Consider the following 25587-nt stretch of genomic DNA (forward strand, 5'->3'; position numbering starts at 1 on the left):
CTATTGTGTAGCACACATGCCGCCAACGACCATTAATCGCTGGCGCATCCTACCTATTCACTTACTGCTATGAGATGTGATTGTGACTGACGAACTGACTCCACAACCCCAGCCCGCCAACGAACAACAAAAAGCTGAACGCCATAAAGCGCGCCAGCAAAAGCTCAAACAAGCGGTTGATGCCCGCGTGGCCGCAGCTAGCGATGAAAAGGGCATCCTGTTGGTGCTGACTGGCAACGGCAAAGGGAAATCGACGGCGGGTTTTGGTACCGTCGCCCGCGCAGTCGGCCATGGGAAAAATGCCGCCGTGGTGCAATTTATCAAAGGCACTTGGGAATGCGGCGAGCGTAAACTGCTAGAAAACGCTGGCGTGCAATTTGAAGTGATGGGCACCGGTTTTACCTGGGACACCCAAGACCGCGCCAAAGACACGGCGGCGGCAGAGAAAGCGTGGCAAGTGGCTGAGCAGTGGCTACAAGATGAAACTATCGATGTGCTGTTGCTGGATGAGCTGACCTACATGGTGAGCTTTCACTACCTCGATTTGGAGCGGGTCGTTACCGCGCTGCAACAACGGCCAGCGATGCAACATGTGATTATCACTGGCCGCAATTGCCATCGGCAGTTGATAGATCTGGCTGATACCGTCAGTGAAATCAATAACGTTAAACATGCCTTTGACCACGGCATCAAAGCCCAACCTGGGTTTGATTATTGAGTTTATCCTCCCTGTTTTAGCGGAAATTTGGCGATTTACCGCAGATTTCCGCTAAATTCGATTCGTCTCACATCTATGATTTAAAAGCGTAATTTTTGGTTTCTTCGCTCGGTTTTCACCGTATGATCGCCTCAGTTTAAATGTCGTCTGTTTGCTGGGTACTGAAATGAAACGCTGGGCATTGCGAGTGTTTGCCGTCATGTTATTACTACTGTTCGTGGCGTCTGGGTTGCTGTTGATGCAGCCTGCGGGGAATCGCTTGCAACAGCTGCAATGGCAAGATTTTTATGTGTTGTCAGCCGATAAACAATTGGCCTTGGCGCAGCAATATTACGCACAAAATAGCGCACAATTTTCGGTGAAATTAGCGGAAAAATGGTTTGTGCGAGCCGCCAAAAATGGCGAGCAGGAAGCACATTACCAACTGGCGCATCTCTATTATGTTTATCCCGATATCTCTGGTTTAGGCTGGGAAGCCAACGTGGCGATGGCGACAGATGAACTTGAGCAGGCCGCGGATGCTGGCATGCTCAAAGCACAAACCGAATTGGCGGATATTCTGTTTAAACACAACAACAAAGCCGACAAAATTCGTGGTTTAGATTACCTCGCGCGCGCCGCAGATCAGCAGGATATTAAAGCCATGCTGCAATTGGGACAGCGTTATTGCACAGACAGTGACATCGTTAATCATGAGTTGGGACAAAGCTATTTTGAGCTGGCGGCTAACGCTGGCGATCAGCGCGCACCGTTGATCCTTGCTAGCTTGTTCCGCCAAGGTTCTTGCGGGCCAGCCAATAATGAACGGTATTATTATTGGGTGGAAAAGGCGGCCGCTGCCGGTATTGTAGAAGCGCAGCAATGGTTAGCGGATATCTATCTGCAGGGCGAGGGGCGTCCGGTTGATCAACTCAAGGGCGCGTTATTACTGTACCGTTCGGCTCAAGCCGATGCCTTGTATAAACTCGGCGTGCTGTTACAGCAACAGCCGGCGCTGTTTACGCAATTGCAGGCGCAAGTGACTGACGGTTTTATCCTTGATAATGATTATATTGGGACTATCGCCACCTGTTTTTATAACGCGGCGCAGCAGGGGCACCCCAAAGCGGCTTTTGCCTACGGCTTACTCAATCTGCAACACAACGACCGCGATATGGCGTTACAGGCATTTGCCATCGCGCGTGATGCGGGTTACCCCAAATATGCGGCTGACTTAGGTGATGTGCAGGCCAAGCGTGATATGGCAAGTATCAAAGCCGAAGGGCTGAGTGGCTTTTTTGGTTGGTAAGGTTCTCTGGTACTAAATAACAAAGGATGGCAAATGCCATCCTTTGGTTTTTATGTCGCGGGTATAGCGCTTATTTGAATGCTTGGTCGAATACGCTAGTGAACTCAGCAGACGTAACGGTCACGTCTGGTGCGAAGCGCGCTAACACTTGGCCATCGGCACTCACTAAGAATTTTTCAAAGTTCCACATGATGTCGCTAGCGTTTTTTGGCAACAGTTCCATCTCACCCAGTTTCTTGGCAAGGCCACCTTCCGCGGTTTTAATCGCTTCAGGTTGAGCGGCAATCAGCGTTTGATACAGCGGATGGCGGTTAGCGCCATTCACTTCCACTTTGGCAAACATGGGGAAAGTCACATCGTAGGTTAATGAGCAGAATTGTTGAATCTCCGCTTCCGTGCCGGGTTCTTGGCCCAGAAACTGATTACAAGGGAAACCCAACACTTCAAAGCCAGCTGCAGCCTTTTCTTTATACAGTGCTTCTAGCTGTTCATATTGCGGTGTTAAACCGCATTTTGATGCCACGTTAACGATCAGCAGCACTTTACCTTGATAAGCTGCCAAACTCGTTTTTTCGCCGGTGATGCTGTTGACTTCAATGTCGTAAATACTCATTGCGTTAAACCTCTATGTTTATATGACGCGGATCACACTGCCTCAGACCTTTTCTATCGTCAAGAGGCGAGAGGGCTTTGTGAACAACAGTTCATACAAATGCTGTGCAGTGGCATGTCAGCATTAAGTGCGAAACCCCTTAATGGCGTTATCGAGCTGATCCCCCAATCCTGCCAGCCGTTCGGTGGCCGCCGCTGTCTCGTTAGACGATGCCGATGTTTGGCTGGCGATTTCACTGACTTGCGAGATGCGGCGGTTGATTTCCTCCGCGACCAAGCTTTGCTCCTCGGCTGCGGCGGCGATTTGATGATTCATCTGTTGCACATGCGACACGGCTTGGGCAATCTGGCTAAATAGTTCGCCAACCTCTTGTGAGGCTTTGGCGTTAGCATTGGCGCGTTCGCGGCTGCTTTGCATCATCTGTAGCGATTGACGGGCGCCACTTTGCAGCTGTGACACAATATTTTCAATTTCTGCGGTGGACTCTTGGGTACGCTGGGCCAGGCTGCGTACTTCATCGGCAACCACCGCGAAACCACGCCCCGCTTCACCGGCGCGCGCAGCCTCAATAGCGGCATTTAATGCCAGCAGGTTGGTTTGCTCCGCCACCGATTTGATCACCTCCATCACCGTGCCAATGCCTTCCGTTTGTTTGGCTAAGGTTTGCATCGCATCGGCAGTATTATTGAGGTCTTGCAGTAAGCGGCTAACCACTTGCAGCGATTCATTCATCGCTTGTTGCCCAGCGATAGTGACCCGTTCTGCATTGCCGGTGGCCTCGGCCGCCTGTTCGGCATTGCTGGCGACTTCGTGCACTGTGGCAGTCATTTCGTTCATCGCGGTTGCCACTTGCTCGGTTTCTACTTGTTGCTCCGTCATGCCGCGACGGTTTTGTTCACTAACCGCTGACAGCTGATCGGCGGCAACCGAAAGCTCGGCAATACCGCCACTGACGTTGCCGATGAGTTCGGTCAAAGCTTTGGTCATCTCGCCAATGGCTCGTTGCAGCATACCGACCTCATCTCTACGTGAGGAGCTGATGGCATTGGTCAAATCGCCTTTAGCAATGCGGGCCGCCGCCAGTGCGGTGTCATGCAGCGGCTTGGCGATCAGGCGCGTGATCACGAGCGTGGCTGCAAGACCAATACACAGTGATACCAGCGATACGCTAATTAGGGTCCACTTGGCTTGTTGGCTAAAGCGTTGCTGCCGCGTTTGCAAACCCCCTTCCAACGTATCAACATCTTGGCGAATGTTGCGTGCTACCTCGACATATTCTTGCACTTTATCGGTGATGGCTTGGCTCTGGTTGGCGTACTGCGTTGACTCAGCGCTGATTTGGGTGAGCAACTGCTGGGCTTGGGTAAGACTGCTGTCGCCATAACGTTGACTTAGGCTAGCAAATTGTTGTGTCAACTCATTGAGTTGTTGCTTGAGGCCTGTGGGTAATTGATTGGACTCTCGACTGCTGCCGAGCCAATCCGCTAAATCGTAGGTAATGGCTAACGTTTGAATATGCGCTTGCGCAACTTGCTCAGCTTTGTACCAATCATTATTTTGCTCCGCTGTTTGCACTAATTGATGATTGAACTGAGTTAATTCAGTTTTTAATAAATCGATGTGTTGTAATACATTTTTTTTAGCTGCAAGTTTCGCATCATTTAATGGCACTAACTGCAAGAATATTTCCCGATAACGCTGAATATAGTTGGTAACGTTATTAAAAGTATTTTTTAATTCGGTATCTTGCTGATAAAACGCCTTTTGCTCCGCTAACATTGACAGCATGGTGTCAATTTCAGTGGCAAGATTATTCTTATCTTCAGCGCTGGCGCTGCGTAAATAATTTTCTCTGGCGGCTTTGGTATCGGAAATGACTTTATTAAACTTTTGAATGGCGAAGACTTGCTCACTATGGCTGGTGACATGGTTCAGTCCTATCCATCCGGTGAGTGCCAGCACCAACGACAGGAGCAGTACCACCCCAAATCCTAATGCTAGCTTGGTGGCAATGGAGAAGTTTTCAAGCAGATGCGCCATATAGAAATCCCTTAAATTGTTGCGAAGTTAGCTTCCTGCTGGCAACTGTTGTGCGCTATGCACTTGATAATAAAGCAGTTTACCTGTGCAGTGGTGTTGATGTACGCCCCAGTAATGATGGTCGATAATTCAACAACTTGCGGAAAATTTACCTGATTATCTAGATGCAAATATTATAAGTATATTCACTTTAAGAATATGGGTTGATGCTGATAACTAAATCGCAGCGGTTAATCTGCGTTATGACAATTATCAAACTTGCTGTGATTTACGCCGCGGAAATACTATTCGATGTTGTTTCTTGTTATTTCCTTGATTAGTTTTATGTTGATAAGTAATAAATTAAAAATAGTCATTGCTGAATATTTCCGCGAACAAAAGTTACGAAACTGGTTGTTATTAATAATTGTGATTTCTGCAAATACTATTTTTTAGCGTTGCTGTTAACTTATTTACAGGGAGTGAAACCATATTAACTTATTACTAATTATCACTATTGCTAATATGGTTAACTTATTTGTGATGAGCAATGTAATTCTGGAGGAAATCCATGAAACTAGCAGGTGCACTCAAAGTATCCGGCTTAGCGATGGTGTTATCTGGTCTGTTTACGGGCACTGTATATGCAGAAGCAGATAATCTGGCAAAATTTCACGCGGAAATGGGCGGATGCGAAAACTGCCACGTTTCCAAAAAAGGTCCCACTGACGACAACCTGACGCATGAAAATCAACAATGTGTCAGTTGCCATGGGTCACTGACGGAACTGGCCGCCGCCGACACTGAAGCTAAACGTAAAATCTCACCACACCAATCGCACTTGATTGGTGATATCGCCTGTACCTCATGCCATAAAGGCCATGAAGCGTCAGTCGCTTATTGCGATGCGTGCCATAGCTTCGGTTTCGATATGCCATTTGGCGGTAAATGGCAACGCAAGTTTGTGCCTGTTGATGTCAACAAAGACAAACAAGAACAAGCCATTGCTGCAGGTCCACGTGAATCTATCGACGTGGTAGTGGTGGGCTCTGGTGGTGCTGGGCTAGCTGCGGCGGTTTCTGCTGCTGAACACGGCGCCAAAGTCATTGTATTAGAGAAAGAACCACTTGCTGGTGGTAACACTAAATTGGCCGCTGGTGGGATGAACGCCGCTGAAACCAAGTTCCAGAAAAAACTGGGTATTGAAGATAAAGTCTCCATCATGATCGATGACACCATGAAGGGCGGCCATAACGTTAATGACCCAGCACTGGTCAATATCCTTGCGAAGAACTCTTCAGACTCAATTGATTGGCTCACCGCCATGGGCGCCGATATGAGCGATGTCGGCCGCATGGGGGGCGCCAGTGTTAACCGTACTCACCGCCCAACAGGTGGTGCCGGTGTTGGCGCACACGTAGCACAAGTGTTGTACACCGCCGCGAAGAAAAGCGGTGCCGATATTCGTTTTAACAGCCGCGTGGTGCGGGTGTTGGAAGACAATAACGGCAAAGTGCAAGGTGTGTTGGTTGAAGGCCAATATACTGGCTACTACGTGATTAAAACCAATGCGGTAGTCATGGCAACGGGCGGTTTTGCCAAAAACAACGAACGCGTAGCGAGCTACGATCCCAAACTGAAAGGTTTTGCTGCCACTAACCATCCAGGCGCAACCGGTGATGGTTTGGACGTCGCATTGGCGGCGGGGGCTGATACTCGCGATCTTAAATACATTCAAGCGCATCCAACCTGGTCACCTAAAGGTGGCGTGATGGTCACCGAAGCCGTTCGTGGTAATGGTGCCATTCTGGTCAACCGTGATGGCAAACGTTTCGTCAATGAAATCACCACTCGCGACAAGGCTTCTGCTGCCATTCTGCAACAGAAAGGCGCAAGTGCTTACCTGTTCTTTGATGATTCAGTGCGTAAGAGCTTGAAAAAGATCGAGAACTACATTCACCTCGGCATTGTTACTGAAGGCAGCACCATTGCTGAATTGGCGGATAAGATGCAGTTGCCTGCTGCCGAGTTGGAAAAAACCGTCGCTACATACAACGACTATGTGAAAGCCGGTAAAGATGCGCAATTTGACCGACCAAACATGCCACGCAGTTTGAGCGTAGCGCCTTACTATGTATTGGAAGTGAAACCTGCGGTACACCACAGCATGGGCGGCGTGAAAATTGATACCACTGCTGAAGTGCTCAACAAAGACGGCAAAGCGATTACTGGGCTGTTTGCCGCCGGTGAAGCCACGGGTGGTGTGCATGGTGCAAACCGTTTAGGTGGTAATGCGATTTCTGACATCGTGACGTTTGGCCGTATCGCTGGCGCACATGCAGCGGAATTTGCTAAAGCCAAGTAAACCGCCATTGCGGTAGTCATCAGCTAAAATGAAGGCGGACACTGTGTCCGCCTTTTGCGTTTGTGTGCGGCAAGTCATGTTTTAGCTTTCTTTCATATATGGCGGCCAAGACTTCGCTAGCAAATTTCCCTACACTGCCAACAACAGCAATTTTGAACTAGGTCACAGCTATGAAAATCGGCTTCTTTAGTGCCAAGCGGTACGACATTCAGCACTTTACCCAAATGAATGAAACGGGTGGCTATCACGCGGATATCGAATTTTTTGATTATCGGCTGTCGCGGCAAAACGTGCGGTTGGCGCTGGGCTTTGAAGTTATTTGTGCGTTTGTGAACGACGAACTGTGCGAAGAGGTGCTGACCAAGTTATACGCCTCCGGTACCAAAGTGATCGCCATGCGCTGTGCTGGATTTAATAACGTCGACTTAGCTGCCGCCAAGCGCCTCGGTTTGGAAGTGGTCAACGTGCCAGCATATTCGCCTGAGTCGGTGGCGGAGCATACCGTGGCGCTGATGTTAACGCTGAACCGTAAGATCCATAAAGCTTATGGTCGTACCCGTGATGCCAACTTCTCGCTGGAAGGTTTGGTCGGCTTCAACATGTTCCGCAAAACTGTCGGCGTGATTGGTACCGGTAAGATCGGGGTCGCCACCATCCGTATTTTGCGCGGCTTTGGCTGTAACGTGTTGGCATTTGATCCATTTAAAAACCCGCTGGTGGAAGAGCTGGGCGCGCACTATGCCAGCCTAGAAGAGATCTATCAGCAGAGCGATATCATCAGTTTGCATTGCCCGCTGACCAAAGAGAATCACCACCTACTCAATGCTGACACCTTTGCCAAGATGAAACCGGGCATGATGGTGATTAACACCAGCCGTGGCGGTTTGTTGAATGCACAGGACGCCATGGAAGCACTGAAACTGGGGCAGATTGGTTCATTGGGATTAGATGTGTACGAGAACGAGAAAGAGCTGTTTTTCGAAGATAAGTCGAGCGAAGTGATTATGGACGATGTGTTCCGCCGTCTATCTGCCTGTCACAATGTGATTTTTACTGGGCACCAAGCCTTTTTAACCGAGGAAGCACTCAATAACATTGCCCAAACGACGTTGGACAATGTTAGCCAAGTGGTTGCCGGTAAAAAATGCGGTAACGAACTGTTCTAAATTAAGCGCTATCCGTTAAGCGGATAGTGACGGATTGGCTTGGGTGTCGGCGCTAGTTTCTTGTTGCGCTGGCAGCTCAGCCGCGACTGGCACTGGAATACGTGGCAGTCGCATCACCGGCTTAGTTAACGCCAAGGTGTTGGGGTAGGTGATAGTGTTGCCGCTGTCGAGTTTGATCACCAGATGAAATAGCGTGACCTCTTCTAGCGTGCCAGTGGTATCAATGTCGGAATCGATGATCTTAATGCGATCGCCCAATTTATAAGGAAACATAAAGAAGATCAGAATGCCGGCGGTCACGTTCGACAGAATCGACCACTGCGCCACCAACGCCATGCCCAATACCGCAAACGCTGAGGACACAAACAGCGATACATCTTGATAGCCCAATCCGATTGAAATCGCCGTCATCGACAGCATTACCACAAACAAGATTAAGCTGACCGCCTTGCTCACCAAGCTGGTGCGGGTGGCGTTCATATGTTTGCGCTTGCTGAACTGATAGATCAAACCACTAATTCGACGTTGTACTAGCACAAAGGCGACAACATAAAGCAGAATGATGAAAATATTGGTCATCATAAAAATGTATCCTGATTACATTCCTTCGTGAGTGAGACGCTTATATTAGCGATTATCACTACGCGATGAAACGTGGAGAAATAAATGGAAGACTACCAACTGCTGGCTTCAGTAGATGATGAATTCGGCAGTGTTTCGGTATTAGAGTTAGGCGATACCCGCATTTTGACGTTTGGTCATCACGACGAGCAAAGTAAACTCAATAAAAAACTACCGCATCAACCGCAACACACCTACCTCAAAGCCATGTTGTTGTCGTTATTATACGGAACCCCAAGACGAGTGATAGTGCTTGGCCTCGGCGGTGGTTTACTTGTTCACGCTTTGCGCAATTTTGACCCGGCGATTAAGATCACCGCGGTTGAGCTGCGGCAATCGGTGATTGCGATTGCCAAGCAATATTTCATGTTGCCGCTGTCCAAAAAGCTCACCGTTGTACAGCAAGATGCCGCTGAATATATGGCTACGCGCGATGATCGTCGCGTCGATGCCATCTACTGCGATCTGTTCCATGCCGATGGTATGCAGGCGTTTCAGCGCGAGTCCGATTTTCTGGATAACTGTTTATATCAGTTAAAAGACAATGGCCTGCTCGTGCTCAACTGTTGGAAAGAAGCGCGTGGCGATGCCGAGCTGCGTCAACGCTTGCTGGAACGCTTTGCCGATGTGCGCGCTTGTTTGACGGGCAGTGGTAACTGGGTGATCTTTGCCGCACGGCGGCCACAGTTATTTAGTCAAGCCGCGCTGAAGCAGCAAGCGCAGCAGATGTCGGCAAAACTGGCATTTGATTTGAGCCAGCCGCTGACACGCTTTGAAGAGTGGCGCTAAGTTAACACCAGTCATCTCCGCGTCACCAGCAAGCGCCTACTGCCTTGGCGCTTGCTGAAATATGCAGCAATTCGCGCTATTTGCTGCTCACATCGCGTCAATCGCTGCTGTTGTGGTTTATCTCGATAATCTCGAAAAAACCGATTGGAACAATAGTTTTTATCTGGTTTAACAATATCCATGCAGGGACTAGTATTACTTCCATCGAGAGGGCAAACGGGTTGCCCATTGATTTTTAATCATTGATTACGGGAGTAATATCATGCCACAAGCACTGAACACAGCTATCAAACCGTTTAACGCAACCGCTTTCCACAAAGGCGAATTTGTCAACATCTCTGAAAAAGACCTACTGGGCAAATGGGCCGTTGTTTTCTTCTACCCAGCTGACTTCACTTTTGTATGTCCAACTGAGCTGGGTGACCTGGCTGACCACTACGAAGAGCTGCAAAAACTCGGCGTAGAAGTGTTCTCAGTATCTACTGATACCCACTTCACTCACAAAGCATGGCACGACAGCTCTGAAACTATCGGCAAAATCAACTACTACATGGTAGGCGACCAAACTGCCACTATCACCAACAACTTCGGTGTGTTGCGTGAAGGTCAAGGTCTGGCTGACCGCGCTACCTTCCTGATCGACCCAGAAGGCATCATCCAAGCCATGGAAGTGACTGCTGAAGGTATCGGTCGTGATGCAGAAGATCTGCTGCGCAAAATCAAAGCGGCACAATATGTAGCTTCTCACCCAGGTGAAGTTTGCCCAGCTAAATGGAAAGAAGGTGAAGCAACACTGGCTCCATCTCTTGACTTGGTTGGCAAAATCTAAGCTAAGCCTTCTGCAAGCTAAGTTGTAGTACTCCGGCCTACGCACCCTTTCCTCCGGTAGGCCGGAATTCTCTTCCCTTATATTTCACAGGACACGTTCATGTTAGACGCAACTTTGAAACAACAACTGGACACCTATCTGCAATACATCAAGCAGCCTATTGAAGTTAGCGTGTCCGGTGATGACAGTGCTAAATCTCAGGAAGTGACCGAGCTGGCGCAAGAGCTGGCGGGTATGTCTGCTAAAATTTCCCTGCAACAAGGCAACAATCCACGTACGCCAAGTATGTCGATTGCGCCGCAAGGCCAAGCGCCGCGCGTGCATTTTGCCGGTGTGCCATTGGGACATGAGTTCACTTCTTTAGTCTTGGCGCTGCTGCAAGCGGGTGGTCACCCATCGAAAGCCGATCCAGAGCTGTTAGCGCGGATCCGCAATTTAACGGGTGAGTTCCACTTTGAAACCTATATTTCGCTGTCGTGCCACAACTGTCCAGATGTGGTGCAAGCATTAAACTTGATGGCCAGCCTCAACCCGAACATCACCCATGTGATGATCGATGGTGGCTTGTTCCAAGACGAAGTTAATCAGCGTGGTGTGATGGCCGTACCTGCGGTTTACCTCAACGGTGAACATTTTGGTCAAGGCCGCATGACGCTGGAAGAGATCGTCGAAAAAGTTGATACCAGTGCCGCTGAAGATAAAGCTGCCGCACTGAATGAAAAAGCCCCTTACGACGTGTTAGTTGTTGGTGGTGGCCCAGCGGGCGCAGCCGCAGCTATTTACGCCGCCCGTAAAGGCATCCGAACTGCCATTGTGGCCGAGCGTTTTGGCGGTCAGGTGATGGACACAGTGGGTATTGAGAACTTTATCTCCGTTACCTACACCGAAGGACCAAAACTGTCTGCCGCGTTAGAGCAACACGTCAAAGAATACGGTGTCGATATCATCACCGGTCAACGTGCGGCGAGCATTAAACGCGATGGCTTAGTGAATGTTGAGCTAGAAAGCGGTGCCACCCTGAAAGGTAAAAGCGTGGTGTTGGCGACCGGTGCACGCTGGCGTGAGCTGGGCGTCCCGGGTGAAGAGCAATATCGCACCAAAGGTGTGGCGTATTGCCCACACTGTGATGGCCCGTTCTACAAAGGTAAAAAAGTTGCCGTTATCGGTGGTGGTAACTCAGGTATTGAAGCCGCTATCGACTTGGCCGGTATTGTGGAGCACGTTACGGTACTCGAATTTGCTGACACCCTGCGCGCTGATGAAGTATTGGTGAAAAAAGCCAAATCTATGGGCAACATCGATATCATCAAAAATGCGCAAACCACCGAAGTATTGGGTGATGGTAGCAAAGTGAACGGTATCGCCTATAAAGACCGTGTGACTGGTGACGCGCATACCATCGAACTGGCGGGGATCTTTGTCCAAATTGGTTTGGTGCCAAACACAGGCTTCTTGAAAGAAAGTGAAGTGGAACTGAGCCGCATGGGCGAAGTGATTATCGATGCTAAAGGTGCCACCTCAATGGCGGGCGTATTTGCTGCCGGTGATGCTGCCAATATTCCTTACAAGCAGATCATCATCTCCATGGGTAGCGGTGCTACCGCTGCGCTGAGCGCCTTTGATTACTTGATCCGCGAAGCTGAATAAACTGAGCTTAATAATAAAAAGCCGACCCAAATTAAATGGTCGGCTTTTTTCGTTCTTACCGCTGATCAACAAATCAGCTTAAGCCGTGACATCAATATTGTGTCCAAGGCTTCCTTCGGGTTTTGGAGCCGGTTGGCTAGGCGCAGCTGCTTGAATCAAATTAAGTGCAATCTGCCCTTCAGCTTTTTGCTGATCTTTTGCCAATTGCGCAACTCTCACTCCAACAGCACCGTTGTCTAAGTTGGGTGTGACAGCCTGAGAGCTAAGTGATATTGCCATATTGCGTCCTTTAAAAGTCACTACAGACGTTTAAGTGTTAGGCCTGACCCGATGAAAATCAAGTCAACGTATTGGTACAAGTCACCCTTGCACTAACCTTTATCGGCTAGGCTGCGCGTTTCTGCAGCATTTTTCTCACACTCACCACAATGGCGGTAACGATAACCGCACCAAAAATCAACCCCACAGATACAGTAACACTTTGTAATGCTGCAGGATTTATTGCCAAAGTACCGCCTAAACCTAACATCATAATACCGGACATTAATTTTAGGGTTTGGCCCTCTTTCTCGGTCAATTTACGTTTACCAAGCGTCATCGAGAAGGCGACCACAATGGCAATCAGCGGGATCACATACACAAGGTTGTAGTACACCAGATACATCATCCGCTCATAGGTTGGCAGGTTATGCATCGATAACACGCTGGTGTAGATCATCGGGAATCCGGCGGTACATAACAGCTCATAGGCGTTCGCTAGAATTGCTAGCACCGTGGTGCCAATAATCATCGCGGTTAAGCTGGAGGCGCTGGAGAGCTTACCCATACGCTTGATCAAGCTGGTACGGTTCTCCGCCGTCATCGATAAACTGACTTCGCCCTTGGTAAAGAAGTATTCTTTCACGTTAATGGCGCCTGCAACTAACGCCAGCAAGCCTGCTACCAAGATGATGATGCCACCATCGCTACTGGCACCGAGCAACTCAAAGATGTTCAGCCATGCAGTCATAAACAGGAAGTAGATAAAGCCAGAGAAGAATACAAAAATACCGCCGACCAGCAGCATGCGGCCGCGGCTTTTGGCGTTGACCATGATCGACAGCAAAAATAGCAGCACAAAGAAGGCACACGGGTTAAAGGCGTCGGCTCCCGCGAGCACTAAGGTGAGGATCGGCAGTGAAATGCTGTCGGGATTCACCGCGCCAACAATCGGTAACTCCACCGGTTGCACCTCGGCTTCATCGGCCCCAATGGCACAAGTACCGTCGCCACCGTCGCTACTACACGTAGCAAAAAGTGGTTCGTCGGTCGCATCTTGCACACTAGGTTGCGGCGTATCATCACTCATTGATGTGGGCATATCCTCGGGTGCCAGTTGGCCGCCGTTGGCGAGATAGCATTTTTTCAAGCGATTAAGCAGGAACTGGCCAGTCACTTCCTCACTGGAATAACCAATAATGGTTTTGCCGCAGGCGGAAATAAATGGCACTGACCGGCTTGGGCTGTTGGTGGCTTCCGCTAACTGTTGCCACGTCTCTTGGGTGCCAGCATCGCCGACGCGGAAGCTGTGTAGTTCAATCCACGGATATTTCTGTGGCAGCGAGTCGAGAAACGGATGTGCCTCTTTACAGTGGGGGCAAGTCTTTGACCAAACAAAATACAGCGGGATCTTGAGTTCCCCTTGCGGGTCCACGTTATGCCAAACAATGGGCGATTGTGGTTCGGCTTGTACGTTGCTCAAACCCGCGATAACTAGCACTAGCCCTAATATGAAGTTTCTCAACATAAAACACCTTGGTAATCGGATTGTGCATTTTTTAATCGAAATTACAGAAATTAAAGTTAACACTTTTTTAACTTTTGCCGATAAGTAATTCATCAGTTAACTGACTGACGGAATTTGTTTTCTTTTTGATGAGTGATGTTTTAGGTGTTTTGGTTTTAGCCGTCTAAACTTTATTGCGGTTATTGTGAGCAGTGTTGTATCCCAAGGAGTGTTTATGCGAACTACGTTAAAAGTTCGGTTGTTAGCTGTGAGTACCTTGTCTGTGCTGTCCACAGTCATTTTGCTTGTGGTCATGTCTTCCTACTTCATTCGAAGTAATGCTATGGAAAGCACTCAACGTGAGGTTAGGGAACTTATTAATACCTTCGCCAATGGTGTCGGTCAGTGGATGCTAGATCGCCAGAATGCGATTACCTCCTTGGGGAAAACCATTGAACATCACCCTAATGATGATGTCACCCCCTACTTGATGGAACTCCATCAAGCGATGAACTTTGGCTTGACCTATTACGGCGACGAGCAAGGCAACATGTATCGTCAGGACCCGGCGCTACAAACGGCGGATTATGATCCTCGGGTACGCCCTTGGTACAAAGGGACCAAGGAAAAAAACGCCATGTTCATCTCATCACCTTATGTCAGCGCCACTATGCAACAGCTGGTGGTGACCATTTCACAGCCTGTGCAACGCAATGGTCAATTTGTCGGTGCTGCTGCGGCTAACGTCGCCATTGATAGTTTGACCAAATCGGTACGCAAATTGATATTACCCGGTGATGGTTATGGCGTGTTGTTAGAGCGCGATGGCACGGTAATTAGTCACCCGAATGAAGCCAGAAATGGTAAGCAAATTACTGACGTTGATGCGCATTTCACTGCCAATTGGTTGCAACAACGGGCCGCATCGGACGACCTTGAGGAATACACCTTTGAAGGCGGCGCCAAGCTGTTCTACGTGCAAAATGTGCCGAATACCGACTGGGCGCTGATGTTTGTTATCGATAAAGGTAGCATCATGGCGGCTTCTACCAAGTTAGCTTGGATGATGTCGCTCGTAGGCTTAGGTTTTATCGCGCTATTTGCGGTGTTGTTATTCATCATCTTTAAAGTGCAATTTAAAGATTTGGAACGCGTCTCGAAAGCGCTGAACGACATTTCTCAAGGTGCAGGTGATCTGACCGTGCGCATCGATATCAAAAACGAACATGACGAGATTGGAGTATTGGCAACGGGCTTTAACCGCTTTGTGGCGCAACTGCACGGCATGATCAGTCGCATGGGCCAGATTGCCGATCAACTCGGTAGTCAATCGCATGAAACCCGCCGCTCGGCAGAGCAGAACAACCAAAGTATTGCGGTACAACAAGATGAAATCACCATGGTGGCAACTGCGGTGACTGAGATGGCTAGCGCTACCGAAGAGATTGCCAGCAACGCTGAACTGACCGCACAAACCTCGCAAGATGCGGTTGGCTTAGCGGTGAATGGGCAACAGCAAGTGACTCAAAGTCAGCAGTCGATTCGCAACTTGGCGGAAGAGGTGGACAACGCCAGTAAGATCATCGGTGAGTTGAATGAGCACTCACAGAAGATCAACAGCATTTTGTTAACCATCAGCGGTATTGCCGAGCAAACCAACTTGTTGGCACTCAACGCCGCGATTGAAGCCGCGCGCGCCGGTGAACAAGGTCGTGGGTTTGCGGTGGTAGCCGATGAAGTGCGGGTGTTGTCGCAACGGACGCATGCTTCAACGCAAGAGATCCAAGCGATGATCGAAACCTTGCAGCGCACCGCCTCAAAAGCGGTGACCTCGATGGAGCACAGCCATAACATGGCGGAAACCAGTGTGTTGGATGCGGAATCGGCCAGTAGCAGCCTAGAGCAGATCAACCAAGCGATTACTCAGATCTCCGATATGGCTAGTCAGATCGCCACCGCGGCCGAGGAACAAACTTCGGTGACCAGTGAAATTAACCGCAATACGGAAGCGATTCGCGAAGTGTCGATGAATCTGTCCGATGAGTCAGTGGTTGCCACCGAAAAAGCGCAACAACTGCAGGATTTAGCGCAATCATTACAGCAAGAGGTGGGGCGTTTCCGGCTGTAATCTTACCTTGCTAATCTGTACTAAAAACGGCCTCGAATGAGGCCGTTTTGTTATTCGGTCATCGCCACGTTAGTGGTGGTTGCAACGGTTTTTGGCTCGGATAAGGTGCACCATACGATATCAACTTGGCGTTGTTCGCTGGCCGCAGCCGTGTTGATGCGGGTGATGATCGGTGACGTTAGATTATTCTTGGTCAGATAAGTTTTAACGCGCTCAATGCGGCGGTTGGCGAGCCACATATTGTATTGTTGTAGTTTTTTATCGCCGACAATGGGCCGCAGGTTGAACTCCAGCATGAGGTAGCCTTCGCCTTTCTGTTGGGCTTGCTTGCTCACTTTGTCCAGTTGGCTTGATGCCGTGGATGGGAAGTAGGAGCTATTTTTGGCATAGTCGACTTGGCCAAGTTGTTCCTGTCCGTCGCAAGCTGCGGCAGCTGAATGGCTCATAGCCAAGCATAGCAATGCACCGAGTGTCATAGCACGCATCACTTTATCTCCTTGTGAAACGAAAAGCTGCATATGTCAGAGCGGGCAAAGTAGACCATATTTGCCTAAAAAGCAAACGATGTGGTCAAAAAAACGAGATAAATTAAAATTATATAAAACAAAGCGTTAGCCAGATTCCTGACTAACGCCTTATGGTTAATAGATTAGAGCATTGCAAGTGAGTTGCTTACAGCGGCTGACCGTTGACGGTAAGCGCCACCTCAATATTGCCTTTGATGGCATTGGAGTAAGGGCAAACTTGATGCGCTGTTGTTACTAATTCGCTAGCTTGCTGTTGTGGTAAATCGAGTTCAACCGCCAAAGCAACGTTCAAAGCAAAGCCGCCATCTTCCTTGTTATACAAACCAACGTTGGCCGTTACTGGCGCTTGGCTCAGTTTGATCTTCTGCTGGCTAGCAATGAACAGCACCGCATTAGAAAAACAAGCGGCATAGCCTGCAGCAAACAGTTGCTCAGGGTTGGTCGCATTGCCAGCGCCCCCCATCTGTTTTGGATAAGCTAAATCGACGGATAACAGTTGGTCGTCAGTGGCAACATGTCCTTGGCGGCCAGCACTCGCTGTAGCGGATGTTTGGTATAGCATAAAACCCCCTAATTTATATTGTGTACAATTTAATTGCTGGCAATATTAGTTCGATCTTCGAGGTGATTGCAAGTATATTGCGCACAATTTAATTGTGTTTAAGGGGGAGCACTATGGCAACGCCGCCAGATGAACAACATTTGTGTCTCGACAATCAGGTGTGTTTCTCACTTTATCGCGCCGCCAATGCAATGGTTCGCGCCTATCGGCCGTTGTTAGAGGAACTGGATCTGACCTATCCACAATATTTAGCCATGATGGTGTTGTGGAGCGACAATGGCATCAGCGTCAAATTGCTGGGCGAACAGCTAAAATTGGACTCGGGGACCTTAACACCGCTACTGAAACGTCTCGAAAGCAAAGGGCTGCTGCATCGTGGCCGCAGTGAACAAGATGAACGTGTACGAGTGATAGAGTTGACGGCAGCAGGGCAGGCGCTAAAACAACGTGCCAGCCAAGTACCGGAAAAGATGTTCTGCTTGCTCGGATTAGAAGTAGAAAAGCTACAATCATTAAAACAGCTATGCGATGAGCTTAACCAAGTGCTTGATCAGCGTTGATATGTCAGTCTGGCATGTTGTTGTGACGGTTCAACGTCGCCGAGAAAGATGATTTTCAGTGGTAAACAAGGTACATTGCCGGCCAATTTGAACTGTCGATATGCTCGACAACATTTACTATAAGCAGGTTTACGCGGTGAGTCAGTTGCTCCAGTGTCAGTTTTATCAACAACATCTCTGTCGGTCGTGCGCCTTGCTCGACTTACCACTGGTTGAGCAAGTCGAAGGTAAACAACAGCAGTTGCAGCAGTTACTCCACCCATTTGCGGTGGAAAGCTATGAGCCTGCGGTTGTTGGGCCGGTTGCCGCGTTTCGCAATAAAGCCAAAATGGTGGCACTTGGTGCCGCTCATCAGCCGATTCTTGGCATTGTTTCGCCGAGTGGTGAGCCAGTTAGCTTGGTTAATTGTCCGCTGTACCCAACCTCAATGCAGCAACTGCTGGCGCGCTTAGAACGCTTTATCCAACAAGCAGGTATTGCGCCCTACCGGGTGGATAAAGCCAAAGGTGAATTGAAGTTTGTGTTGCTGACACAAGCGCAGCACAGCGGCGAATTTATGCTGCGTTTTGTGTTGCGTTCTACCACTGCTATTGCGCGTATAGAGCGTGAGTTGGCCGGATTATTGGCCGAGTTTCCCGCCATTAAGTTGGTTACTGCCAATATCCAGCCCGTGCACATGGCGCGGTTGGAAGGTGAGGAGGAGATCTGGCTTTATGGTGAACCGCGTCTTAAAGAGGTGTTTAACCAAGTGCCGCTATATATTCGGCCGAAAAGCTTCTTTCAAACCAATCCCGAGGTGGCGGCGCAACTCTATGCCACTGCAAAAGCTTGGTTAGCGCCATTACAACTGCGTAGTTTGTGGGACCTATTTTGTGGTGTCGGCGGTTTTGGTTTGCACTGTGCGACCGCTGAAATGCAGCTTACTGGCATTGAGATTGAGGCAGAAGCGATTGCCTGTGCCAAGCTAGCGGCAGCAGAATTAGGGTTAACTCAGGTGAGTTTTCAGGCATTGGATTCCAGCAATTTTGCCGCCGGTTCGCAACAAGTGCCAGATGCGGTCATCGTTAATCCGCCACGGCGGGGTTTAGGGCGGGAGTTGTGCCAGTCATTAGCCGCTTTTGCGCCGCAACATATTCTCTATTCTAGCTGCAATCCCAAGACCTTAGCTGATGATCTGCAACACTTTAATGAGTATCGCTGCGTCAAGGTTCAGCTGTTTGATATGTTCCCACATACCGATCACTTTGAAGTGTTAGTGCTACTCACACGTAAAACTGCGTAGGTTTAACATCTTCCTTGCCGCGAGGATGTTAGCTCGCTCGCGATCTCGATGAATTCCCCCCTCGGCAACGGAATGCTGAGTAATTGCTCGATCTATTTCACTGTTGTACCAAAGTTTAGTTTGGTATGCGCACTTTATCGATATAATTAGCATTATCTAATCGTATAGCTGAGATCTAGTTTCATGAAAAACTTAGGCATCAGACAAAAGATTCTCCTGTTAGCTGTGCTTCCACTTATCCTACTGACTGCGGTTATTTTGTTTATTTCATGGCAAATGGAATCACAAACATTAACCAGTACGGTGAATGATTTCCGTGAAAAGTTAATTCACGAGCGTAAGCAAGAAATGATTCATGTCACCGAGATTGCCCGCGAAATGGTGGCGTTCCAACGTCAGCAAGGCGTCGATTTTAAAGAGCAACTGCGTACCGCCAAATTTGGTGAGTCGGGTTACTTTTATATCTACGATGGTCAAGGGCGCAACGTGTTTCACGGGCTGACGATCAAGCTAGAAGGTACTGACCAAATCGGCATGACCGACCCGAAAGGCATCAAAATTGTGCAAGGCTTATTGCAATCAGCTGCGACTGGCGATGGCTTTCTGACCTACTTTTTTCAAAAGCCGGGCAGCACTGAACTGATCGAAAAACTCGGTTACGTGGCTAAAGTGCCCGGAACGGACTGGATTATCGGTACCGGCGCCTATTTTGATGATATCGATGCTGCTGCGGCAGAATATCGCGACATGGCTCAGCAAGAGATGCTCACAAAGCTGTGGGCGGTTGTGGTGATAACTTTAATCCTCGCGGCGGTGACCGTGGTGGTGATCATGCTGGCGGCGAGCAAAATGGTGAAACCGCTGAACAACATGCTGGAGCATCTCAATGATATTGCCAAAGGTGAGGGCGATCTGACCCGACGTGTGCCGGTGAACGGTCAAGATGAGATCGCCGCCGTAGGGCGCGCCTTCAACTTGTTTGTCGAGAAGCTACAGCACACCATCCGCGATGTGGCGCAATCCACTGGGCAAGTGGTGGAAGCGGCGCATAACATTCATACCCAAACTGAAGCGATTGCCAGCCAGTTAGCGAACCACAACCACGAAACTGATCAGGTGGTTACTGCGATTACTGAGATGTCATCAACCGCTCAAGAAGTTGCCGCCAACACCAATGAGGTGGCGGATTCGACGCATGATGCCACTAACGAAGTCGCTAAAGCCCAACGCTGTGTGGATGATTCATTGACCCAAGTATCGTCGTTGATGGAAGAGATCGACAGCGCCGCAGTACATGTGCAAGCGTTGAATGAGCAATCGCAAAAGATCAACAGCGTACTGTCAGTGATTGGTGGTATCGCCGAACAAACCAACTTGTTAGCGTTGAACGCTGCCATTGAAGCTGCTCGTGCGGGTGAGCAAGGGCGCGGTTTTGCGGTGGTCGCCGACGAAGTGCGTAATCTTGCCAGCCGTACACAAGCGAGCACGCTGGAAATTAACGAGATGCTCAATGAGCTAAATAGCTCGGTCAGTCGAGCGGTGGCGGCAATGGACAAGAGCCAAAAGAACTGCCAGCAAAGTGTGTCGGCTAACCGTTTGATCTCTGAAAGCTTAGGCGCAGTAACGTCGTCGGTGACGCGTATCAATGATATGAGCACGCAAATTGCCACCGCAACCACTGAACAAAGCTCGGTCACGGAAGAGATCAACCGCAATATCTATGTGATTCAGGAGATTGTTACCGCACTAATGGCCGCCAGCCAATCAGCGGCAACCGTTAGCCAAAGTGTCTCATCCAGTGGCGATAAGTTGGGGCATCTGGTGCGGCAATTTAAAATTTAATGTGAATTTATTGAGAAAAACGGCGCTTCATAAAGCGCCGTTTTGTTATTTCAGCAGCACAATAACACTGAAATTCGCCAATATTTTACCAGCGACTACACTTGTCGGCGGCGTGTTCTGAATCGCTAATTGGGTGAACTGGCAGAGATCTGCAAGATAAATTTCCAACTAACTGTCAATTATTTTGTGCTAAGAAGTAAGGAAATGCGCCGTAACGGCGATTTTAGTGCATTAATTTCACCATATAAAAGCGAGTAGGTTTTATGTAACACCATGAAAATAAATAGATATTTATATATATTTCACTTTTTTGTCGCTCTATACAACATCCATTGGCGAAATTTGAAACTGTGGATTGCAGGAAGGTGGGATTTCGGTGTTATAATACGCGCCTTAATAAATGGGGTACCGTCTGTCGCAGCAAACGAAGTGGCACACTCCGTCTCCTATTCACTAACTCATAATGAAGTTGAATCATGACTGACTTATCGAAATACAGAAATATTGGTATTTTTGCTCACGTTGACGCGGGTAAAACTACCACCACCGAGCGTATCCTGAAACTCACTGGTAAGATCCACAAACTGGGTGAAGTACATGATGGCGCTTCAACCATGGACTTCATGGATCAGGAAGCTGAACGTGGTATCACCATTCAGTCAGCTGCGACCACCTGTTTCTGGAAAGATCACCGCTTTAACATCATCGATACCCCAGGACACGTTGACTTCACTGTTGAAGTATATCGTTCATTGAAAGTTCTGGACGGCGGCGTTGGTGTATTCTGTGGTAGCGGTGGTGTAGAACCACAATCAGAAACCAACTGGCGTTATGCGAACGAATCAGAAGTTGCGCGTATCATCTTCGTAAACAAACTGGACCGTATGGGTGCCGACTTCCTGCGCGTAGTTGGTCAAATCAAACGCGTTCTGGCAGCTAACCCATTGGTTATGACTCTGCCTATCGGTATCGAAGACGACTTCAAAGGCGTTGTAGACGTTCTGACTCGTAAAGCTTACGTGTGGGATGACTCAGGTCTGCCAGAAAACTTCACCGTAACTGACGTACCAGAAGACATGGTTGATCTGGTTGAAGAATACCGTGAACAGATGATCGAAACTGCTGTTGAGCAAGACGATGATCTGATGGAAGCTTACATGGAAGGTGAAGAACCTTCTATCGAAGACATCAAGCGTTGTATCCGTAAAGGTACTATCAACCTGGCGTTCTTCCCTACTTTCTGTGGTTCTGCGTTCAAGAACAAAGGCATGCAGTTGGTACTGGACGGCGTTGTTGATTACTTGCCTTCACCAACAGAAGTTGTACCACAACCACTGACTGACCCAGAAACTGGTGAAGAAACTGGTGAAGTTGCTACTGTTACTGTGGACGAGCCTTTCCGCGCTCTGGCGTTCAAAATCATGGACGACCGTTTCGGTGCTCTGACCTTTATCCGTATCTACTCAGGTAAGCTGAAAAAAGGCGATACCATCCTGAACAGCGCAACTGGTAAAACAGAACGTATCGGCCGTATGGTGATGATGCACGCAAACGACCGTGCTGAAATCGATAGCGCTCAAGCGGGTGACATTCTGGCTGTTGTAGGTATGAAGAACGTTCAGACAGGTCACACTCTGTGTGATCCTAAGCATGAATGTACTCTGGAACCTATGATCTTCCCAACACCAGTAATCTCTATCGCAGTAACTCCGAAGGACAAAGGTGCTTCTGAGAAACTGGGTATCGCACTGGGTAAAATGGTTGCTGAAGATCCATCATTCCAAGTTGAAACTGACCAAGAAACTGGTGACACCATCCTGAAAGGTATGGGTGAACTGCACTTGGACATTAAAGTAGACATCCTGAAACGTACTCACGGTGTTGACTTGGCTGTAGGTGCTCCTCAAGTAGCTTACCGTGAAACTATCACCAAAGCCGTTGAAGACAGCTACACCCACAAGAAACAATCTGGTGGTTCTGGTCAATTCGGTAAGATCGATTACCGCATCAAGCCAGGCGAGCCTAACTCAGGCTTCAAGTTCGTTTCATCAGTTGTTGGTGGTAACGTACCTCGTGAATTCTGGCCAGCAGTTGAGTTTGGTTTCGAATCAATGATGCAAGAAGGTCCTTTGGCTGGCTTCCCAGTATTGGACGTTGAAGTTGAACTGTTCGATGGTTCTTACCACGCAGTTGACTCATCAGCTATCGCGTTCGAAATCGCAGCAAAAGGCGCGTTCCGTCAATCTATGCCAAAAGCTGGTCCACAGCTGTTGGAGCCTATCATGAAAGTTGACGTGTTCACTCCAGATGACCACGTAGGTGACGTGATTGGTGACTTGAACCGTCGTCGCGGCATGATCAAAGACCAAGAAGCTGGTCTGACAGGCGTTCGCGTTAAAGCAGACGTACCATTGGCTGAAATGTTCGGCTATATCGGTAACCTGCGTACAATGACTTCAGGTCGTGGTCAGTTCTCTATGGAGTTCTCACACTACTCTGCATGTCCAGCTAACGTTTCTGAGAAAGTTATCGCAGAAACTAAAGCTAAAAAAGCTGCTAAATAAGCTTTGATACGCTAGATAACGAAAAGCCCGCATCACGCGGGCTTTTTTTATGTCTGAACGAGCCGTTAGGCTCGAGCTGCGAGTGACGAGAATAAAGCGATAAGCTGTAGGCGATAAGCGATAAGCGATAAGTTGTAAGCCGTAAGCGGTAAGTCATGAGCTTTAAGTGTTTAGGCGTTGCCGGTCAACAACGGCAGCATTTTGCCGTAGCGAGGAAATTCTTGTTCAGCTTATCTCAGTTTATTTGATGTTGACGCTTTGATGCAGAGACAACGGCTAGAGGCTGCTGAACCTTGGTGTTTGATGTTTATCGATAATAGCGCGTTATGAACGAGGCGCGACGTATAGTCAACTAAGCAAGCTGGGCGTAACAACGTTCAGGAGGTGTTTAAATGACCCCTTCTAGCAGCGACAGAGCGCAATTTAATTAGCGTTAGCTGCTTGTCGGTGGAGAATAACTACACGGCACATCACATCACTTGCCTTACCTACATCGCGCTTTGCCAGCCGCAAAATAACCAGTAAGGATAAACTGCCGCTAGCAACTCGATTGGTACAGTTTATGCTGCGTTTGGCGAAATTTATCATTTAGAGCAGCGATATGAATATCAACAGTGAGTACGTTTCAGTACGACAACCTAGCTCATCAACGGCTATTGCCAAAAATACGGCCAAAGCGGTGACAAATTTTGCGGATATCCTTCAAGGGCAGAAGAAAATTGCCGCAGGCACCGCGCCAGCAGTAACTGAAACTGACCGAAACAACTGGCGGAATGCCGACTTTTCTCATATGACGCCTAAGCAGATGCGAGCTATCTCTAAAGAGATGCACCAGCATGGCGATATCGATTTGGATGCAATGATTAGCCTACAGGCCATAGGCCCATTAGGAAAAGCAGGGGCTAATGGTGAATTCATCCCATTTACCAGCGAAGAACGTGAGCAAATTGATAACACCCCAATCAACTATAGACAAACCGTCGCAGATCAGCGGGACAACATTGAGCGTATGGGCAGAACATTAGACCCGACATCAGCCTATTCTATGTGGGTCAAGCTGGATCAGCTTTTGGGGCAAACTACAGCCTCTGTTGCTGCCAAGGTGTAGTTGATTAAGGTGTTGCTGCGTATCGACGTTGCCGCGCTAATTGAATGAAGCGCTATTGTGGGATGTCGTTATAGCGGTTGCTAATGAAAGCAGATGGCTTCGTCAATGACAGCTACATCGCTCTGGGGCATGAAAAAACCGGCACATGAGGCCGGTTTTTATATCGCGATGTTGTCAATTAGTCTTCTAAGTGACCGCAGAAACGATAGCCTTCGCCGTGGATGGTGGCGATGATTTCTGGTGTTTCTTGATGGTTTTCGAAGTGCTTACGGATGCGACGAATTGTCACGTCCACAGTACGATCGTGTGGCTTCAGTTCACGGCCAGTCATCTTCATCAGCAGATCAGCACGGGTCAGAATTTTGCCTGGGTTCTCAACAAAGTGCAGCATGGCACGGAATTCAGAACGTGGCAGTTTGTGTGCTTCGCCGTTAGGGTTAACCAGTGAACGGCTGTTGACATCCAGCGTCCAACCGTTGAATTTAAACGCTTCAACCGGTGATTTTTCTTCTGGCTCTGAGCTAACGCTAGTTACGCGAGTCAGCAAGTTACGTGCACGAATCGTCAGTTCACGAGGGTTAAACGGCTTAGTGATATAGTCATCCGCACCAATTTCTAAGCCCAGAATTTTATCTACTTCGTTATCGCGACCAGTCAAGAAAATTAAACCTATGTTGTTGATTTCACGCAGTTCACGCGCCAACAACAGGCCGTTTTTACCTGGCAGGTTGATATCCATTACCACCAAGTTGATTTTGTTTTCTTGCAGGGTTTTGTGCATCTCCGCGCCGTCGTTTGCTTCTGAAACGACATAACCTTCAGCTTCGAAAATGCTTCTCAGAGTATTACGGGTGACAGCTTCGTCTTCGACGATAAGAATGTGCGGATTTTGCATATTTTTTACCTAATAAATCAGTTGAGTCTAACCATGAGCAGGGCTCATGCCAGTTAGTTGTTTTACTGTTAAAACTTAGCGGTCAATGACCATTTCAGGGTACACAGTCAACACTTCATGATTAGTTGAATTCTGGTGTGCATCAAAACGTGCACGAAATGTAATATTTAAGATACTCTGCCCGGTTTTTAGTTCCGTTTGCAATTGAATACCTTATTAAAATTCTTCTTCGTTCAGGAACCGCTCAGCTTTGCGTTGGTTAAAACGTGTTGGGGGATCTTGAAGAGCAGCTTGACCTA

At 48.5% G+C, this 25587-nt stretch carries 21 protein-coding genes; 13 read left to right on the forward strand and 8 right to left on the reverse strand.

The window, feature by feature from the left end; genetic code table 11:
- The first annotated feature begins 82 nt into the window (after positions 1–82).
- Complete coding sequence (cobO, locus tag L9G74_RS11765; RefSeq protein ID WP_238896599.1) at positions 83–718, forward strand: cob(I)yrinic acid a,c-diamide adenosyltransferase; 636 nt, start codon at positions 83–85, stop codon at positions 716–718.
- A 166-nt stretch (positions 719–884) separates the two neighbouring features.
- Entirely contained in the window at positions 885–2006 is a 1122-nt protein-coding gene (locus L9G74_RS11770) for a tetratricopeptide repeat protein (protein WP_238896600.1), read from the forward strand.
- A 70-nt stretch (positions 2007–2076) separates the two neighbouring features.
- Here the strand turns inward: L9G74_RS11770 and L9G74_RS11775 are convergent, their stop codons facing one another.
- Both L9G74_RS11775 and L9G74_RS11780 read right to left on the reverse strand, forming a co-directional pair.
- Entirely contained in the window at positions 2077–2619 is a 543-nt protein-coding gene (locus L9G74_RS11775) for a glutathione peroxidase (protein WP_238896601.1), read from the reverse strand.
- Between the two features lie 123 nt (positions 2620–2742).
- The gene (locus tag L9G74_RS11780; protein WP_238896602.1) at positions 2743–4659 is read right to left on the reverse strand and encodes a methyl-accepting chemotaxis protein; all 1917 of its coding nucleotides are present in this window, start codon (positions 4657–4659) and stop codon (positions 2743–2745) included.
- 550 nt (positions 4660–5209) lie between these two features.
- Here L9G74_RS11780 and L9G74_RS11785 point away from each other — a divergent pair.
- Together L9G74_RS11785 and L9G74_RS11790 are read left to right on the forward strand one after the other, a co-directional pair.
- Positions 5210–7003: a flavocytochrome c gene (locus L9G74_RS11785; protein WP_238896603.1), complete on the forward strand. Its 1794-nt coding sequence runs from the start codon at positions 5210–5212 to the stop codon at positions 7001–7003.
- Positions 7004–7173: 170 nt separating this feature from the next.
- Positions 7174–8169 carry a 2-hydroxyacid dehydrogenase gene (locus L9G74_RS11790; RefSeq protein ID WP_238896604.1) on the forward strand — a complete coding sequence of 332 codons (996 nt, stop codon included), beginning with the start codon at positions 7174–7176 and terminating at the stop codon, positions 8167–8169.
- A 15-nt stretch (positions 8170–8184) separates the two neighbouring features.
- On the opposite strand, the gene L9G74_RS11795 is transcribed toward L9G74_RS11790, so the two are convergent.
- Positions 8185–8751, reverse strand: a complete 567-nt coding sequence (locus L9G74_RS11795; RefSeq protein ID WP_238896605.1) for a mechanosensitive ion channel domain-containing protein — start codon at positions 8749–8751, stop codon at positions 8185–8187.
- Between the two features lie 84 nt (positions 8752–8835).
- Between L9G74_RS11795 and L9G74_RS11800 the strand changes: the two genes are divergently transcribed.
- The 3 genes from L9G74_RS11800 to ahpF all read left to right on the forward strand — a co-directional run bounded on the left by L9G74_RS11800 (position 8836) and on the right by ahpF (position 12055).
- On the forward strand, positions 8836–9579 hold the full coding sequence (locus L9G74_RS11800; RefSeq protein WP_238896606.1) for a spermidine synthase: 744 nt from the start codon (positions 8836–8838) through the stop codon (positions 9577–9579).
- Positions 9580–9841: 262 nt separating this feature from the next.
- On the forward strand, positions 9842–10408 hold the full coding sequence (ahpC, locus tag L9G74_RS11805; RefSeq protein ID WP_238896607.1) for an alkyl hydroperoxide reductase subunit C: 567 nt from the start codon (positions 9842–9844) through the stop codon (positions 10406–10408).
- 99 nt (positions 10409–10507) lie between these two features.
- Entirely contained in the window at positions 10508–12055 is a 1548-nt protein-coding gene (gene ahpF / locus L9G74_RS11810; protein WP_238896608.1) for an alkyl hydroperoxide reductase subunit F, read from the forward strand.
- Between the two features lie 78 nt (positions 12056–12133).
- Here ahpF and L9G74_RS11815 read toward each other — a convergent pair whose 3' ends face one another.
- Together L9G74_RS11815 and L9G74_RS11820 are read right to left on the reverse strand one after the other, a co-directional pair.
- Positions 12134–12334 (reverse strand): cytoplasmic protein, encoded by a 201-nt coding sequence (locus L9G74_RS11815; protein ID WP_238896609.1) that lies wholly within the window; start codon positions 12332–12334, stop codon positions 12134–12136.
- Between the two features lie 106 nt (positions 12335–12440).
- Complete coding sequence (locus L9G74_RS11820) at positions 12441–13841, reverse strand: cytochrome C biosynthesis protein (protein WP_238896610.1); 1401 nt, start codon at positions 13839–13841, stop codon at positions 12441–12443.
- 214 nt (positions 13842–14055) lie between these two features.
- On the opposite strand from L9G74_RS11820, the gene L9G74_RS11825 reads away from it, so the two are divergent.
- Positions 14056–15948, forward strand: coding sequence for a methyl-accepting chemotaxis protein (locus L9G74_RS11825; RefSeq protein ID WP_500142657.1), 1893 nt, complete (start codon positions 14056–14058; stop codon positions 15946–15948).
- 50 nt (positions 15949–15998) lie between these two features.
- Here the strand turns inward: L9G74_RS11825 and L9G74_RS11830 are convergent, their stop codons facing one another.
- The gene (locus L9G74_RS11830) at positions 15999–16433 is read right to left on the reverse strand and encodes a hypothetical protein (protein WP_238896612.1); all 435 of its coding nucleotides are present in this window, start codon (positions 16431–16433) and stop codon (positions 15999–16001) included.
- 187 nt (positions 16434–16620) lie between these two features.
- Positions 16621–17037, reverse strand: a complete 417-nt coding sequence (locus L9G74_RS11835) for an organic hydroperoxide resistance protein (RefSeq protein WP_238896613.1) — start codon at positions 17035–17037, stop codon at positions 16621–16623.
- Positions 17038–17150: 113 nt separating this feature from the next.
- On the opposite strand from L9G74_RS11835, the gene ohrR reads away from it, so the two are divergent.
- The 5 genes from ohrR (at position 17151) to L9G74_RS11860 (ending at position 24393) form a co-directional block, all read left to right on the forward strand.
- Positions 17151–17597, forward strand: coding sequence for a transcriptional regulator OhrR (ohrR, locus tag L9G74_RS11840; RefSeq protein WP_238896614.1), 447 nt, complete (start codon positions 17151–17153; stop codon positions 17595–17597).
- 100 nt (positions 17598–17697) lie between these two features.
- Positions 17698–18879 carry a 23S rRNA (uracil(747)-C(5))-methyltransferase RlmC gene (gene rlmC, locus L9G74_RS11845; protein WP_438944564.1) on the forward strand — a complete coding sequence of 394 codons (1182 nt, stop codon included), beginning with the start codon at positions 17698–17700 and terminating at the stop codon, positions 18877–18879.
- A 183-nt stretch (positions 18880–19062) separates the two neighbouring features.
- The gene (locus tag L9G74_RS11850; protein WP_238896616.1) at positions 19063–20721 is read left to right on the forward strand and encodes a methyl-accepting chemotaxis protein; all 1659 of its coding nucleotides are present in this window, start codon (positions 19063–19065) and stop codon (positions 20719–20721) included.
- A 476-nt stretch (positions 20722–21197) separates the two neighbouring features.
- On the forward strand, positions 21198–23285 hold the full coding sequence (gene fusA, locus L9G74_RS11855) for an elongation factor G (RefSeq protein ID WP_238896617.1): 2088 nt from the start codon (positions 21198–21200) through the stop codon (positions 23283–23285).
- A 601-nt stretch (positions 23286–23886) separates the two neighbouring features.
- Positions 23887–24393, forward strand: coding sequence for a hypothetical protein (locus L9G74_RS11860; RefSeq protein ID WP_238896618.1), 507 nt, complete (start codon positions 23887–23889; stop codon positions 24391–24393).
- A 178-nt stretch (positions 24394–24571) separates the two neighbouring features.
- On the opposite strand, the gene arcA is transcribed toward L9G74_RS11860, so the two are convergent.
- Positions 24572–25288, reverse strand: a complete 717-nt coding sequence (arcA, locus tag L9G74_RS11865) for a two-component system response regulator ArcA (protein ID WP_238896619.1) — start codon at positions 25286–25288, stop codon at positions 24572–24574.
- Between the last annotated feature and the right edge of the window lie 299 nt (positions 25289–25587).

The sequence above is a fragment of the Shewanella electrica genome, assembly GCF_022321485.1.
In the GTDB taxonomy this organism is placed as follows: Bacteria; Pseudomonadota; Gammaproteobacteria; order Enterobacterales; family Shewanellaceae; genus Shewanella; species Shewanella electrica.

Bases quoted from the DNA above. Each gene is read 5' to 3' on its own strand.
- L9G74_RS11770 (WP_238896600.1), top strand. From the start codon at position 885: ATGAAACGCTGGGCATTGCGAGTGTTTGCCGTCATGTTATTACTACTG.
- L9G74_RS11775 (WP_238896601.1), bottom strand. From the start codon at position 2,619: ATGAGTATTTACGACATTGAAGTCAACAGCATCACCGGCGAAAAAACG.
- L9G74_RS11780 (WP_238896602.1), bottom strand. From the start codon at position 4,659: ATGGCGCATCTGCTTGAAAACTTCTCCATTGCCACCAAGCTAGCATTA.
- L9G74_RS11785 (WP_238896603.1), top strand. From the start codon at position 5,210: ATGAAACTAGCAGGTGCACTCAAAGTATCCGGCTTAGCGATGGTGTTA.
- L9G74_RS11790 (WP_238896604.1), top strand. From the start codon at position 7,174: ATGAAAATCGGCTTCTTTAGTGCCAAGCGGTACGACATTCAGCACTTT.
- L9G74_RS11795 (WP_238896605.1), bottom strand. From the start codon at position 8,751: ATGATGACCAATATTTTCATCATTCTGCTTTATGTTGTCGCCTTTGTG.
- L9G74_RS11800 (WP_238896606.1), top strand. From the start codon at position 8,836: ATGGAAGACTACCAACTGCTGGCTTCAGTAGATGATGAATTCGGCAGT.
- ahpC (WP_238896607.1), top strand. From the start codon at position 9,842: ATGCCACAAGCACTGAACACAGCTATCAAACCGTTTAACGCAACCGCT.
- ahpF (WP_238896608.1), top strand. From the start codon at position 10,508: ATGTTAGACGCAACTTTGAAACAACAACTGGACACCTATCTGCAATAC.
- L9G74_RS11815 (WP_238896609.1), bottom strand. From the start codon at position 12,334: ATGGCAATATCACTTAGCTCTCAGGCTGTCACACCCAACTTAGACAAC.
- L9G74_RS11820 (WP_238896610.1), bottom strand. From the start codon at position 13,841: ATGTTGAGAAACTTCATATTAGGGCTAGTGCTAGTTATCGCGGGTTTG.
- L9G74_RS11825 (WP_500142657.1), top strand. From the start codon at position 14,056: ATGCGAACTACGTTAAAAGTTCGGTTGTTAGCTGTGAGTACCTTGTCT.
- L9G74_RS11830 (WP_238896612.1), bottom strand. From the start codon at position 16,433: ATGCGTGCTATGACACTCGGTGCATTGCTATGCTTGGCTATGAGCCAT.
- L9G74_RS11835 (WP_238896613.1), bottom strand. From the start codon at position 17,037: ATGCTATACCAAACATCCGCTACAGCGAGTGCTGGCCGCCAAGGACAT.
- ohrR (WP_238896614.1), top strand. From the start codon at position 17,151: ATGGCAACGCCGCCAGATGAACAACATTTGTGTCTCGACAATCAGGTG.
- rlmC (WP_438944564.1), top strand. From the start codon at position 17,698: ATGCTCGACAACATTTACTATAAGCAGGTTTACGCGGTGAGTCAGTTG.
- L9G74_RS11850 (WP_238896616.1), top strand. From the start codon at position 19,063: ATGAAAAACTTAGGCATCAGACAAAAGATTCTCCTGTTAGCTGTGCTT.
- fusA (WP_238896617.1), top strand. From the start codon at position 21,198: ATGACTGACTTATCGAAATACAGAAATATTGGTATTTTTGCTCACGTT.
- L9G74_RS11860 (WP_238896618.1), top strand. From the start codon at position 23,887: ATGAATATCAACAGTGAGTACGTTTCAGTACGACAACCTAGCTCATCA.
- arcA (WP_238896619.1), bottom strand. From the start codon at position 25,288: ATGCAAAATCCGCACATTCTTATCGTCGAAGACGAAGCTGTCACCCGT.